This window comes from Qipengyuania sp. BR81-2 (assembly GCF_055693895.1).
On the sequence record NZ_CM146344.1, the window covers coordinates 1,977,672 to 1,991,874 of the forward strand.

Below are 14,203 nucleotides of genomic sequence, written 5' to 3' on the forward strand. Positions count from 1 at the left end.
CTAGCAGAGCACCGAAAGCGGTCAACTTGCCGCAGCGGTCAACGCCTGCCGTAGCAGTTTCAGGAGGTTACAGCGCTTCGCCTGCCGCGACACCGCTCGCCCAGGCCCACTGGAAGTTGTAACCGCCCAGCCAACCGGTCACGTCGACCGCTTCGCCGATTGCGAAGAGGCCCGGCACCTTCTTCGCCTCCATGGTCTTGGAAGAGAGCTCCGCGGTCGAGATCCCGCCGACGGTGACTTCGGCCTTGGCGAAGCCTTCCGTGCCCCTGGGCCGGAAGGTCCAGCGCTTCAGCCGGCCCTGTGCACCGCGCAGGGCCTTGTCGCTCGCATTGCCCAGCTCGGTATCCACGCCGAGCTTCTCGGCAAGGATGTCGGCCAACCTGTCGGGCAATGCCTCGCGCAGGACGGATCGCATGCTCGCGCGAGGCGCCTCGCGCTTCCGGTCGAGCAGCCAGTCGCCCGAATTCTCGGGCAGGAAGTCGATGGCGACATCCTCTCCCGGCTTCCAGTAGGATGAGACCTGCAGGATCGAGGGGCCGGAAAGCCCGCGATGGGTGAATAGCGCGGCTTCGGGGAAGCTTGCCTTTCCGGAACTGGCGACAACGGGTGCCGACACGCCGGAAATCTCGCGGAACAGGACCTCTTCGCCGCCTAGGGTCAGCGGGACGAGGGCAGGGCGCGGCTCGACGACCTTGAGGCCGAATTGGCGGGCGAGGTCATAGGCAAAGCCGGTTGCGCCCATCTTGGGGATCGAGGGTCCGCCAGTTGCGATCACCAGAGCCGGTGCTGTCACGATCTCGCCATTGGCCATAACGGCGAAGCGTCCGCCATCTTGCTCGACGGCGGTCACCTCGGCGTTGCAGCGCACCTCGACATCGCCTTTCGCGCATTCCTCGAGCAGCATCTCGACAATCTGCCTGGATGAGCCGTCGCAGAACAGCTGGCCCAGCGTCTTTTCGTGCCATGCGATATCGTAGCTTTCGACCAGCTCGAGAAAATCGCGCGCTGTGTAGCGGGCCAGCGCAGACTTGGCGAAGTGCGGATTGCCGGAAAGGTAGTTGCCCGGACCCGCACCGATATTGGTGAAGTTGCAGCGCCCGCCGCCCGAGATCAGGATCTTTTTGCCCGGTTTTTCCGCCTTTTCGAGCACGAGCACGCGCTTGCCCAACAGGCCCGCACGCGCCGCGCACATCAGCCCGGCTGCACCGGCACCTAGGACAATTGCATCGAAACTTTCAGGCATCGCTCAACCGGTCTTGGCGACCGGTTCGTCCGGACCTTCTCGCCGCGCAGCGACGAAGTAGAGCAGGGTCCCGACCACCAGCAGCACGCCGAACATCGTCCAGGCTTCTGCGCTGGCATGGCTCGAAATCCAGATCGAGGAGGCCAGCGCGAGCAGGGCGACGATGGCGCGGAAGGCGCTGAAGACGCCTTCTCGGCGCTCGATCACCGGCAGGGCGGCGGCGGTGATGCAATAGGTGAGGAGGCGCGAGAGCGTACTCGCTGCAGCAAGCACGAGGAAACCGCCCCACATGGCGAAAAGGCAGGATGCCGCGCCGTAGAACAGGATCGCGTTTGCGGGCGTGAGGTAGCGCGGGTGGATACGCTCGAACCATTCGGGAAGCATGCCCTGCTGCGCCATGCCATAGGCCATGCGCGGCACCACGACGACCCCGGAGAAGCTGTTAGCGAGGATCGAGAAGCCTGCACCCAGCACGATCATGAGCGTGCCCCAGTCGCCGAGCGCGGCCTGCGCCGAGGCGGCGAGCGCGCTTTCGTCGGCATTGGGCGAGGCACCGATGGCGAGATAGGCCCAGATGATGATTGCATAGAGCAGCGTCACGCCTGCCAGCACGGTTATGAGCACGCGCGGCAGGTCGCGCTTGGGATCGCGCAATTCGCCTGCTGGCACGGTCACACCCTCGAACCCGATGAAGGCGTAAAACAGCAGGAGGACGACCGTCTCGACCTGGCTGAATTCGGGCAGGACGATGTCGGGCGAACCATAATTGCCGAACACCGCCGCGGCGATCAGGATGGCGAGCGGGACGAGCTTGAGTGCGGTCAGCCCGCCGAGCGCGTTCACCGATCCGCGCATGGAGAAGAGGTTGATCACGGTCAGCCCGGCAATCACTGCCACAGCCGTTATGGTGGCAAGCGTCGGGTCTTCGAGCGCCGGGAAGATCGCTGCGAAATAGGCGACCATCACGTGCGTGTTCGCGGCCATCGCGACGGCGCCGGAGGCGTAACGCCCCCAGCCTGCCTGGAAGCCGGCAAAGCTGCCGAATGCCGTCTTGCCGTACAGCACAGGTCCGCCGCTCATATCGAAACGTGCGGCCAGCCAAGCGAAGACCAACGCGAGCGGCAGGAACAGGACGCCGCCCAGCAGCATCAAGACGGGCGCAAAGCTGCCGACACCGGCGGCCAGGACTGCGGGAAGGGCGAAGATGCCCGACCCGATCATACCGTTAATCTGGAGTAGCGACATGCCGGCAAAGCCGACCGTGCGCGGCGGTGCGATGTGTTTCCCGTCCATGGCGGCAGGGGATGGCGGCAAACGCGGCTTTGCACAAGCGATGCGAGCGCACTATCTCCACCTCCATGTCGCGCAGCAAGGCAGGTTCTCCAAACGATCCGAGAGGAAAGGAGCGTTTCAACGAGGAACGCGCGCGCCAAGTCGTGGCCAGCGCGCAGCCGGATCTCGAAACCGGGATCACGGTCATCCGCGAGACGGTGAAGACGCTGAAACCGCGTCCGGGTGTCTATCGCATGCTCGATACGCGCGGCGACGTGCTCTACGTCGGCAAGGCGCGCAGCCTGAAGGCACGCGTCGCGAACTACACGCAGGTGAAGGGGCTGTCGAACCGTCTCCAGCGCATGGTCAGCCAGTGCCGCGCGATGGAGATCGTGGTCACCAATTCGGAGGCCGAGGCGCTGCTGCTCGAGGCGCAGCTGATCAAGCGATATCGCCCGCCGTTCAACGTGCTGCTGCGCGACGACAAGAGCTTTCCCTTCATTCTCCTGCGCGCCGACCACGCGTTCCCGCGCATCCAGAAACACCGTGGCGCGCGTCGGGCGAAGGGCAATTATTACGGACCCTTCGCCAGCGCCGGTTCGGTCAACAAGACGCTGAATGCGCTACAGAAATTGTTCCTTCTGAGGAGCTGCACCGACAGCTTCTTCAACAATCGCGACCGGCCATGCCTGCTCTACCAGATCAAGCGTTGCTCGGCGCCATGCGTCGGCCGGATCGACGAGGCGGGTTACGAGAGCCTCGTCAACGAAGCGAAAGACTTCCTGTCGGGCAAGAGCGGCGCCGTGCAGGCCAATATCGAAAAGCAGATGGCGAAGGCTGCCGAGGATCTCGATTTCGAGACCGCGGCGATCCTGCGCGACCGGCTCCGCGCGGCGACTTTCATTCAGGGCTCGCAGGCGATCAACGCCAGCGGCGTCGGCGATGCGGACGTGTTCGCTCTTGCAGCCAAGGGCGGGCAGATCGGCGTGCAGGCCTTCTTCATCCGCGGCGGGCAGAACTGGGGCCACAAGGCCTTCTTCCCGAAGAACACGGGCGATCTAGAGTATCCCGAGGTGCTCTCCGACGTGCTTTTGCAATTCTACGAGGAAGTGCCGCCGCCCAAGACCATCCTCGTCGATCGCGAACTGGCCGAGCAAGAGCTGATTGCCGAGGCGCTGGCGGAGAAGGCCGGCCACGCCGTCGTCATCTCGATCCCGCAGCGCGGCGACCGCCGCAAGCTGATGCAGCAGGCCTCGCGCAACGCCACCGAGGCGCTCGAACGGCGGCTGGCCGAAAGCGGCACCAAGGCGCAGCGCATGCGCGAGCTGGCCGAGTTCCTTGAACTCGACGAAGTGCCGCAGCGTATCGAGATCTACGACAACAGCCATATCCAGGGCGACAAGGCGCTAGGAGCGATGGTTGTCGCCTCGCAGGAAGGCTTCGAAAAGGGCCAATACCGCAAGTTCAACATCAAGCAGGCGCAGACGAACGACGATTTCGGCATGATGCGCGAAGTCATGGCGCGCCGTTTCCGCAAGCTCGCCGAAACCGAGCGCGACGACGAGAACGCGCCCAAGGGCAAGGGCCACGAGGCTATCTGGCCCGACCTCCTGCTGATCGACGGCGGCAAGGGACAGGTCTCTTCTGTTATGGCAGTGCTCGAAGACCTCGGCATTGCTGAGGAAGTCCCCGTCATTGGGATCGCGAAGGGACCGCATCACGGCCGTGAGGGTCGCGAAGTGTTCCACTTCCCCGACGGGCGCGAGAAGACGCTGCCGGTCAATTCACAGCTACTGTTCTACCTCCAGACCCTGCGCGACGAGGTCCACCGCTTCGCCATCGGCGCACACCGCGCCAAACGCAGCCGCGCGATCACCGCATCGCCGCTCGACGAGATCCCCGGCATCGGCCCAGCGCGAAAGCGCGCCCTGCTGCTGCATTTCGGCACTGCAGGGAAGGTTCGTGCCGCGGCGCTCGACGATCTCAAGCGTGCCCCGGGGATCAGCGAGGGTGTCGCACAGCAGATTTACGATTTCTACCATGCGTGAGGGTGAGGAACTCACTCCGCTGCGCCGCTGGCTAAGGATCGGCGGCTTGGCCGTGACGCTGTTCGTCCTGCCGATCCTGATCATTCTGCCGTTCGGAGACCAGCTCGTCGATATCGCCCGAAACCTCGGCTCGCAAAGCGCCGCGGCGGCATTCATCGCCGTGATCCTTTTGCTTGCGCTCGACAGCGTCGCTTTGATCCCGCACGGGCTGATCGGCGCGCTTGCGGGCACCGCATTGAGCTGGCCGCTTGCCGCTGCGGCAACCTGGCTGGGCATAATGGCGGCAAGCTGCATCGCCTATGCCATCGGTCGCTTCGCGGGTCGGCCGCTGGCCCGCCGCTTGCTCGGCAGCGACGACCTCGATGCTGCAGAAAAGCGCGCAGCAGGCATTTCCGCATTGCTGCTTTTCGCTACCCGCCCGGTTCCGGTCGTCGGTGAAGTCATCCTGATCGCCGCCGGAATTGCGCGCTATTCCTTCCGACGGTTCCTGATTGCGATCGGGAGCGCGAATACCGTCCTGGCGCTCGCATATACCGGCTTGGGTGGGGCGATCGGTGCCAGCGATCCGGAGCGGCTCATGCTTATCGCAACGCTCGGAATCCCGGCGGCCGGCGGCATTGCCTACGCGCTCGTCAGGCTGTTTTCGAAGAAGCCCTGATGCGGATCCCTTTTTTGCGGAAATTGCGCTGGATCAATGAAGCGCTGCAAGTCGCAGCCTAGCCTGATGGCAATGCTGGAGAGGAGATTTGTCCTCGATCAGCCTGTCAACCGGGAGATCTGCGATGAAAACCATTCTCTTCAACGCCCATGCCGATGCGGGCCATTCGCGTAGGCTCGACGCGGCGCTTGACCTCGCGCGCGCATTCGACAGTCACCTGACGGTTCTTGCCGCCATTCCCTACGAGGCATCGGCGGCGATCGATCCTTATGGTGCCGCCTTTGCGGCCATGGTGCCGGTCTGGCGCGAGCAGGTGCAGACATTGCGCGAGGAGACCGAAAAGGACCTCGCGAACGAAGACGTGCCGTGGGACTGGGTGGAGAAAGCGGGGCCGGTGTCGCTGGCGCTGCTGCAGCGTTCCTCGCTTAGCGATCTCGTCATCCTCGGCGAGCGCGAGCCTACATCGAACGGCAAGGCACCTTCGTTCACTGCCGGCGAACTCGCGGTGACCGCGAACTGCCCGGTCCTGGTCCTGCCGGACGATTGCAAGCGCCTCGATCCGGACAAACCGGTGCTGGTCGCCTGGGACGGATCGGCGGAAAGCTCTCATGCGCTGCGGGCAGCCGTTCCGCTGCTCAAACGGGCGAGCACGGTCTATCTTGCCACGGTGCGCAAGGAGAAACCCGCCAAGCGCGACCGCTTCGACCTGCCACCGGTACGCGGCGCAGACTATCTCTCGCACCACGGCATAAGCAGCGAAGTGGTCGAGCTCGAGCCCGATGCGAAGGGAACGGCCCACACGCTGCTCAATGCCGCAGAGGTTCGCGGGGCCGGCCTCATCGTGATGGGCGCCTATGGCAGGACGCGCGTCGCAGAATGGATCTTCGGCGGGGTAACGCGCGCCATGCTAGCGGACGTGCGTATCCCGCTGCTGCTCAAGCACTAGGGACTGAGCAGCAAGGCAACTGCGCAGTTTCAGCTGCGCGGCTTGCCGCCCGGCTTGCGCTTTCCGGCAAACTTCTTGCCCGACGGCTTGGGGCCCTTCCTGAAGGGAGCACCGGGTTTCTTGCCCCCGGGGCCCTTGTGCGAACCCTTGGAGTAAGGCTTGGGACGCACGCGCGGACCGCCTTCATGGCGATCGCGGCGGTTCTGGCGCGCCTCGATACGCGGACCTTCGGGTGCCTCCTCGATCAGGATCGCGTCCTGCTCGTCTTCCTGCGACGCGGTGCGTGCGACCGCCTCGGCGAATTTGGACGCGACGGCCGTGGGCACCTGGAACCAGGTCTCGAACTGGCCGACGCGGATCGCGCCGATCTCGTTGCGCGTAATGTGCCCGCGGCGGCAGAGCAGCGGCAGGATCCAGCGCGGTTCGGCGTTTTGGCGGCGGCCGACACCGATCTTGAACCAGACCACGTCCTCGAAACCGGGGCGATGGCGATCGGCCTTGGCCTTATCGCGTGCCTCGGGCGTGTTCGGGATGAGCTCCTCGGGCTGCGGCATCTTCGCGCGATGCGACTGCACCAGCGCCGCCGCGATGTCTTCCGCCGAGCGCTTTTCCATCAGTTCGCGGGCCAACTCGCGGTCGTATTCGTCGAACTCGACCGGCGCGGTGAGCGTCTCCATCAGGCGCGCGCGATCCTTTGCGCGGATATGTTCGGGCGTGGGGGCGTCCATCCACTCGGCTTCGATCTTCGCGCCGCGCAGCATGCCTTCGACCCGGCGACGACGGTTGTAGGGTACGATGATCGCCGCCGTACCCTTCTTGCCCGCGCGCCCCGTACGACCCGAACGGTGCTGGAGCGTCTCGGCATCGCGCGGAATCTCGACATGGATGACGAGGCTCAGCGTCGGCAGGTCAATACCGCGCGCGGCGACATCGGTGGCGACGCAAACGCGTGCGCGCCGGTCACGCAGAGCCTGCAGCGCCTGGTTGCGCTCGCTCTGCGAATGCTCGCCCGAGAGCGCCACCACGGCGAAGCCGCGTTCCTGCAGCGTCGCATGGAAGCGGCGGACATTGTCGCGCGTCGCGCAGAACAGGATCGCCGTCTCCGCCTCGTGATACCGCAGCAGGTTGACCACCGCGTGCTCGACCTCGGCGGGCGAGACGGTGATCGCCTGGTAGCTGATATCGCCATGCCCGCGGTCTTCACCGACGAGGCTGAGGCGCAGTGCATCGCTCTGGTAGCGCTCGGCAAGACGCACGATCGGGCGCGGCATGGTGGCCGAGAACAGCAGTGTGCGGCGGCTCTCGGGCGTCGCGTCGAGGATCTCCTCAAGGTCCTCGCGGAAGCCCATGTCGAGCATCTCGTCCGCCTCGTCGAGCACCACGCCCGCAAGACCCGACAGGTCCAGCGCGCCGCGCTCGAGATGGTCGCGCAGGCGCCCCGGCGTACCGACCACGATGGCAGGGCCCGCGCGCAGTGCACGGCGTTCCTTGCTCGCATCCATTCCGCCGACACAGGTCGCGATGCGCAGACCAGCACCCGCATAAAGCCAGCCGAGCTCACGGCTGACCTGCAGCGCCAGCTCGCGCGTCGGCGCGATAACGAGCAGCAGCGGGCTTTCTACGAGCGCGAGACTGGCGGTCTCGGCCAGCAGCGTTTCGGCCATGGCGAGGCCGAAGGCGACGGTCTTGCCCGAACCGGTCTGCGCCGAGACGATCAGGTCGCGGCCATGCGCCTCCGGCTCGATGACTGCGGCCTGGACCGGGGTGAGGGCGGTATAGCCGCGCGCGGAAAGGGCATCGGCGATGACCGGCGGCAGGGTTTCGAAAGACATTCTGGCTCGCAATACGAATAGGCGCCGCAGCGAAACGCGCCGCGGGGCAGGAAACAGGGCAGGGATGAGGCCGCTCGTTATGGCAGCAAACGGCCGGCGCGTCCGATATTCGGCTCCCACGCGACCTTGGTTGGCCGCGCCCCTACACGAGTGGGAGGGGTTTGGCTTGTGTTATTTTACTTCACCCAAGGATCACATGCGGCAGGTACCTTGCGAGGTCCCTCGTGATAGGGCTTGCGTCCTCGCGGATCGACATGGCGACGGCCTCGTCGCCGACGATCCAGCTACCGATCACCGCGTGGTTCTCGCCCGACCGGGCGAGCGGAGCGAAGGCCTGGACGATCGCGCCTTCCGCGCCATAGCCCTCGTCGGGCCCGCGGTGGCGGCGCTCGCCGTCGTAGAGCGAGATGTCGGCGCCCTCTCGGCTGAAGAAGGGCTTGCGCACATGGGGCCCCCGCGACAGGTCGCGGCCCTCGGGCGCGTACTCGAAGAACGTCGGCAGTAGGTTGGGATGACCCTTGTTGCGCTCCCACAGGAGGGGAAGCATCGCCTTGTTCGAGAGGATTGCCTTCCACGCTGGCTCGATGAACAGCGTCTCGCTGCCGGCGACATGTGCGGCGAAGCTCTCGCGCAGCATGTCTTCCCATGGGTAAAGCTTGAACAGGGCGCCGATGCGGTAGCCTTCCTGGTCGACGAAGCGCCCGTCGTCGGTGACGCCGATCGAAGAGATGTCGAGGAAGCGGGTCTCCATGCCTGCCTGCCCGGCAAGGTCTTCGAGATAGGCGACCGTCGCGCGGTCCTCGATGTGGTCCTCCACGGCGGAGAAGTGGAGCAGGCTGCCGGCCTCGAGGATCACTCCGAAACGCTCGATCAGGGCCTCGTGCAACCGGTTGAACTGGTCGGCGTCCTGCGGGAGGCGGCCGAGTGCGATCATGTCCTCCAGCCACCCCCACTGGAAGAAGGCGGTCTCGTAGATGCTGGTGGGCGTGTCCGCGTTGAATTCGAGCAGCTTGGCGGGGCCGGAGCCGTCATAGGCGAAATCGAAGCGACCGTAGAGCGAGGGATCACCATCGCGCCAGCTCGAAGCCACGACATCGCGCATCGCGTCTGGTATGGCGAGCCGCTCCATCAGCTCCTGGCTCTCGCAGACCTCGTCCACGAGCTGGAGGCACAGGGCGTAGAGTTCGGTCGAGGGATCCTCGATCTGCTTTTCCACCTCGTTCAGGGTGAACTGCCAGCAGGCGCGTTCGTCCCAGTAGAGATCTCCGTCGACGTGGTGAAATACGAAACCGTTGGCGCGCGCTGTTTCCTGCCAGTCCGGCCGTTCTTCGACTGTTTTCCTGAGCATTGTAGAAACTGCGCCCCCTTCGCAAAGAATTTGTCAGGACTTTTCCTGTAACGCCACAGACATAACGGGAAATCGGGGACTTCCAATGACGAATTCGGAATTTACTTCGCAGCGGCGCAAGCGCTCGGGCAGGGTTGCACTGACAACGATGGCTGCCATCGGCGGCGGCGCGATGCTGTCGGGCTGCGGCGAGGCTTCGGCCGAGCAGGCCAAGGCTCCGGTACAGGTCGCAAATGCCGAGACCGGACAGGAAGTGCAGGTGTTCGAAAATGTCTTCGCCTGCGCCAAAGAAACCGGGCTCAGCCGCGAGGAATGCTCCGAGATGCGCGAGGAGGCCGTCGAGGTCGCAAAGCAAGAAGCCCCGCGCTTCGAGGCACTGGCAGATTGCGAAGCGCAGTACGGCGAGGGCAAGTGCGTCGAGGAGACCGGCGGAGAACAGCAGACTGCCCGACGCAGCCACTTCTCGCCCTTCGTGACGGCTTTCCTTTGGAGCAAGGCGATGTCGCGCCCCGTGCCGGCCTTTTCGGCGCCGGGTGGCGGCTACCAGACCGGCCGCGGTGTGCGGCTCGGCTACGCGGGTTCGCCGGGCAAGTATTATGCAGGCGCACGCGCTTTCGAAAAGCCGCGCAGCATCCCCAAGGTGAAGGCTGCCTCGGCAATGGCGAAAGCCGCCGGGTTCGGCGAGAAGAGCCGCGGCTGGAATCTGAACAGCCGCTCGGGCCGCACCGCCACCGCATCCAGCCGCGGCGGCTGATCCGGCGGGCGCCTAGTCGCGCCGCGCTTTCCTGACGACGCCTTCCTGCGCGACGCTGGCGACCAGTTCGCCTGCGCGATTGAAAATTCGTCCGCGATTGAAGCCGCGTCCGGCACCCGACCACGGGCTGTCGGTAGCGTAAAGCAACCATTCGTCCGCGCGTGCGGGGCGATGGAACCACAGGGCATGGTCAAGGCTTGCACCCTTCAGCTCGCCGCGGGCCCAGCTGAGGCCGTGGGGCAGGGCCGACGTGCCGAGGAGCGTAAAGTCGCTGGCGTAGGCAATGACCGCGCGGTGCAGTGCGGGATCGTCCGGCAGCGGCGCGGCGGCCTTGAACCAGCTGTGCGCGCGCGGCGGCTTCTTGTCCGCATTCATCCAGTGAAGCTTGCCGCTGGTGCGCATCTCGATCGGGCGCGGACGGGTCATCAGCTTGCGCTGGACTTCCGAGACCTCGCCCATCTCGTCGAGGAACTTTTTCCGCATTTCCATGTCGGAGGGAAGGTCCTCGGGGTCGGGGACTTCGGGCATGGAGCTGTCGTCATGCTCGAGACCTTCTTCCGGCTTCTGAAAGCTGGCTGTCAGGTTGAGGATCGGCGTGCCCTCCTGCCGCGCGACGACACGGCGGTTGGCGAAGCTGCGACCATCGAAATCGGCGGCAACCGAATAGTCGATGTCGACGCCTTCGCGCCCGCCGCGCAGGAAGTAGGCATGCAACGAATGGGCTTCCAATCCTTCGGGCGCGGTGGCCTGTGCGGACTGGAGCGCCTGCGCGATGACCTGCCCGCCGAAGACGCGGCCGATACCGCCGGGTTGCTGGTTGCCGGTATAGGAATTCTCGCCTGCGGGGGCGACGGTCAGCAGGCGGATGAAGCCTGCAACGAGCTGTTCGGGGGTCTTGCTGTCACTCACGCTTCAGGCTGTGCGTGCGCTTTACGTGAGGGTCAAGAAAAAGGCGGCGACACCTGCGTGCCGCCGCCTCCTTTGGCTCTATGATCGCTTAGATCAGGCCGCGAGAGCTGCCAGCAGCAGCAGCGCGACGATGTTGGTGATCTTGATCATCGGGTTCACGGCCGGACCCGCGGTGTCCTTGTAGGGATCGCCCACGGTGTCGCCGGTTACGGCCGCCTTGTGGGCTTCGGAGCCCTTGCCGCCGTGGTTGCCATCTTCGATGTACTTCTTCGCATTGTCCCAGGCGCCGCCACCGGCGGTCATCGAGAGTGCGACGAAGATACCGCCGATGATCACGCCGAGGAGCAGGGCTCCGACGGCCGCAAAGGCATTCTCCTGACCTGCCAGCAGGTCGATCGCGAAGTAGACCACGATCGGTGCGAGCAGCGGCAGCATCGAGGGGATGATCATCTCCTTGATGGCGGCCTTGGTCACAAGATCGACCGTACGCGCATAGTCCGGCTTGCTCGTGCCGGCCATGATGCCCGCATCAGCAGCGAACTGTTCGCGCACGTCCTTGACCACGTCACCCGCAGCACGGCCCACGGCAGTCATGCCCATCGCACCGAAGAGGTACGGGAGCAGAGCGCCCAAGAGCAGGCCAACGATGACATAGGGGTTCTCGAGGCTGAAGTTCACGTCAGCATTGGGGAACAGCTTCGCCAGGTCGGTCGTGTAGGCAGCGAACAGCACCAGCGCGCCGAGGCCCGCCGAACCGATCGCGTAACCCTTGGTCACGGCCTTGGTGGTGTTGCCGACGGCGTCGAGCATGTCGGTCTTCTCGCGTACGCTGTCGTCGAGACCCGCCATTTCTGCGATGCCGCCTGCGTTGTCCGTCACCGGACCGTATGCGTCGAGCGCTACGACCATGCCTGCCAGCGCCAGCATGGCGGTCGCCGCGTAAGCGATGCCCATGAGGCCTGCGAGCTGGAAGGTCGCGATGATGCCTGCAACGATCACGATCGTCGGAAGCGCGGTCGATTCGAGGCTGATGGCGAGGCCCTGGATCACGTTCGTGCCGTGACCCGTTTCCGAGCTCTTGGCGATCGAGCGCACCGGACGATAGTTCGTGCCGGTGTAGTACTCGGTGATCCAGATGATCAGGCCGGTGATGGCGAGACCGATGACCGAGCACCAGAACAGGTCCATGCCGGTGAAGCTGGCGCCGCCCTCACGGGTAATCTCGGTGCCGACGCCGCCAAGTGCGTAGTCGATCACGAACCAGATCAGCGGAATTGCCAGAACGGCAGAGACGATGAAGCCCTTGTACATGGCTGCCATCACGTTCGTGCTGCCTTTACCCAGCTTCACGAAATAGGTGCCGATGATGCTGGTGACGATGCAGGCGCCGCCGATCAGCAGCGGAAGCGACATCAGCGGCATGAACAGGTCGCCCAGTGCCGAACCGAACAGGATCGCGGTCAGGACCATGGTGACACCGACGGTGACGACATAGGTCTCGAACAGGTCGGCGGCCATGCCGGCGCAGTCGCCGACGTTGTCGCCAACGTTATCGGCGATCACGGCAGGGTTGCGCGGATCGTCTTCGGGGATGCCTGCTTCGACCTTGCCGACGAGGTCGGCGCCGACGTCTGCGGCCTTGGTGAAGATACCGCCACCAAGACGTGCGAAGATCGAGATCAGCGAGGCGCCGAAAGCGAGGCCGACAAGGCCGTAAACCACTTCGTCGCTATCCGCTGCGAAGTTCGCGATGCTCGTGAGGTACCAGAAGAACACGGCGATCGAGAGCAGGGCGAGGCCTGCCACGAGCATGCCGGTGATGGCACCAGCGCGGAATGCAAGGGTGAGGCCCTGCTGCAGGCCGCTTTGCGCCGCCGCAGCAGTTCGCACGTTCGCGCGCACCGAGATGTTCATCCCGATGAAGCCCGCAACGCCGGAAAGCACGGCACCAATCACGAAGCCGATGGCCGGGTATAGGCCAAGGAATACGAACACGAGCACGGCGACGACCACGCCGACCATGCCGATGGTGGTGTACTGACGCTTCAGGTAGGCCTGCGCGCCTTCCTGGATGGCGCCGGCGATTTCCTGCATTTTCTCATTGCCTGCGCCCGAACTGAGCACCTGGCGGCTGGTGACGAAGCCGTAAATTACGGCAAGCAGTCCCAACCCTATGGATAGGATTACAAGGTCCACGAAAAACTCCCCTCCCGTTTATATGTTTGATGCGCTCGGCATGGGAGATGCCGGGCGCATATGTGGCGGAGAGGTATAAAGGGCATGCATACGCTTGCAAGGGGTCAAACACGCAAGAATCTGCGCTTATCGACGCCTCATTCGGCAGCAATCAGTGCGTGTAGCCGATATCGCCTTCGGGCGGCCTGCCGTCGAGAAGCAGCCGCTCGTTGCCGGCAACATCGACTTTACCGATCCTCGTGAGGGGGAACCGATCGTTGAGACCCTTCGATCCGGTGCACAAAAGGACGTAATCATCGCCCCAGCGCATGGCGTCGTCGAGCCGGCCTTCCGGCGCGAGCGGCAGGGCCAGGTTCCGATCGATCGACAGCGTCACATTGCTGGCCGCCGCGATACGCGAGGCATCGAGGAGCAGGCCATCAGAAACGTCCATCATCGCGGAAACATGCGGGGCGAGGTCCTGTCCCAGGCTTATTTGCGGGACCGGCCTGCGATAGTGCGTGTCGTCGGCCTCGGTATCGTCGCGTAGGGCCTCGTAACCGAGCATCGCCCTGCCGATCGGCCCGCCAAGGTAGACGGCATCTCCCGGTTTGGCGCCGCTGCGCGCGGGTACGGGATCGTGCGAAGCGCGCCCGATTGCGGTGCAGCCCCAGTTGCGCGGCCCATCGCCGCGCACGGTGTCGCCCCCAAGCAGCGCGACGCCATATTCGCCGAGCACCTCTTCGAGGCCCTTCACGAAGCGGTGATCATCGGTGCCGAGCATGTGCGAAATGAGCACGCCGATCGGCACGGCGCCTTTCGCAGCGAGGTCGGACAGGTTCACCGCGACGAGCTTCCACGCGATATCCGCCGGGTCCTGTCCCTCGAGGACATGGACGCCCTCGATCATCGTGTCGTGGGTCAGGACGAGCTTTTCGCCGCCGAAGTCGAGGACGGCGGCATCGTCTTCAAGGCCGCGCGCGGCGGGATCACTGGCCAGCGCACGCAGCGCCGCAAT

Annotated in this window: 11 protein-coding genes; 4 read left to right on the plus strand and 7 right to left on the minus strand. The window is 64.8% G+C overall.

The genetic code is table 11. The features are described 5' to 3' along the window. Positions 1–67: 67 nt before the first annotated feature. Positions 68–1,243, minus strand: a complete 1,176-nt coding sequence (locus ACZ1G8_RS09985; protein ID WP_472679264.1) for a BaiN/RdsA family NAD(P)/FAD-dependent oxidoreductase — start codon at positions 1,241–1,243, stop codon at positions 68–70. A gap of 3 nt (positions 1,244–1,246) precedes the next feature. After that, entirely contained in the window at positions 1,247–2,536 is a 1,290-nt protein-coding gene (locus tag ACZ1G8_RS09990; RefSeq protein WP_472679265.1) for an APC family permease, read from the minus strand. A gap of 65 nt (positions 2,537–2,601) precedes the next feature. On the opposite strand from ACZ1G8_RS09990, the gene uvrC reads away from it, so the two are divergent. The 3 genes from uvrC to ACZ1G8_RS10005 all read left to right on the plus strand — a co-directional run bounded on the left by uvrC (position 2,602) and on the right by ACZ1G8_RS10005 (position 6,167). Continuing rightward, positions 2,602–4,563 carry an excinuclease ABC subunit UvrC gene (gene uvrC / locus ACZ1G8_RS09995; RefSeq protein WP_472679266.1) on the plus strand — a complete coding sequence of 654 codons (1,962 nt, stop codon included), beginning with the start codon at positions 2,602–2,604 and terminating at the stop codon, positions 4,561–4,563. Then, positions 4,556–5,221 (plus strand): TVP38/TMEM64 family protein, encoded by a 666-nt coding sequence (locus ACZ1G8_RS10000; protein ID WP_472679267.1) that lies wholly within the window; start codon positions 4,556–4,558, stop codon positions 5,219–5,221. Before uvrC ends, ACZ1G8_RS10000 begins: the two co-directional genes overlap by 8 nt. A 124-nt stretch (positions 5,222–5,345) precedes the next feature. After that, entirely contained in the window at positions 5,346–6,167 is an 822-nt protein-coding gene (locus tag ACZ1G8_RS10005; RefSeq protein ID WP_472679268.1) for a universal stress protein, read from the plus strand. Positions 6,168–6,196: 29 nt separating this feature from the next. Here the strand turns inward: ACZ1G8_RS10005 and ACZ1G8_RS10010 are convergent, their stop codons facing one another. Together ACZ1G8_RS10010 and ACZ1G8_RS10015 are read right to left on the minus strand one after the other, a co-directional pair. Next, on the minus strand, positions 6,197–7,999 hold the full coding sequence (locus ACZ1G8_RS10010) for a DEAD/DEAH box helicase (protein WP_472679269.1): 1,803 nt from the start codon (positions 7,997–7,999) through the stop codon (positions 6,197–6,199). Positions 8,000–8,180: 181 nt separating this feature from the next. Next, the gene (locus tag ACZ1G8_RS10015; protein WP_472679270.1) at positions 8,181–9,347 is read right to left on the minus strand and encodes a glutathionylspermidine synthase family protein; all 1,167 of its coding nucleotides are present in this window, start codon (positions 9,345–9,347) and stop codon (positions 8,181–8,183) included. A gap of 85 nt (positions 9,348–9,432) precedes the next feature. Between ACZ1G8_RS10015 and ACZ1G8_RS10020 the strand changes: the two genes are divergently transcribed. Beyond that, positions 9,433–10,101: a DUF1190 domain-containing protein gene (locus tag ACZ1G8_RS10020; RefSeq protein WP_472679271.1), complete on the plus strand. Its 669-nt coding sequence runs from the start codon at positions 9,433–9,435 to the stop codon at positions 10,099–10,101. Between the two features lie 12 nt (positions 10,102–10,113). Here ACZ1G8_RS10020 and ACZ1G8_RS10025 read toward each other — a convergent pair whose 3' ends face one another. The 3 genes from ACZ1G8_RS10025 to thiL form a co-directional block, all read right to left on the minus strand. Then, positions 10,114–11,010 carry an acyl-CoA thioesterase gene (locus tag ACZ1G8_RS10025; protein WP_472679272.1) on the minus strand — a complete coding sequence of 299 codons (897 nt, stop codon included), beginning with the start codon at positions 11,008–11,010 and terminating at the stop codon, positions 10,114–10,116. 93 nt (positions 11,011–11,103) lie between these two features. After that, on the minus strand, positions 11,104–13,206 hold the full coding sequence (locus tag ACZ1G8_RS10030) for a sodium-translocating pyrophosphatase (RefSeq protein WP_472679273.1): 2,103 nt from the start codon (positions 13,204–13,206) through the stop codon (positions 11,104–11,106). A gap of 151 nt (positions 13,207–13,357) precedes the next feature. Beyond that, entirely contained in the window at positions 13,358–14,194 is an 837-nt protein-coding gene (gene thiL, locus ACZ1G8_RS10035) for a thiamine-phosphate kinase (protein ID WP_472681238.1), read from the minus strand. Positions 14,195–14,203 lie beyond the last annotated feature (9 nt).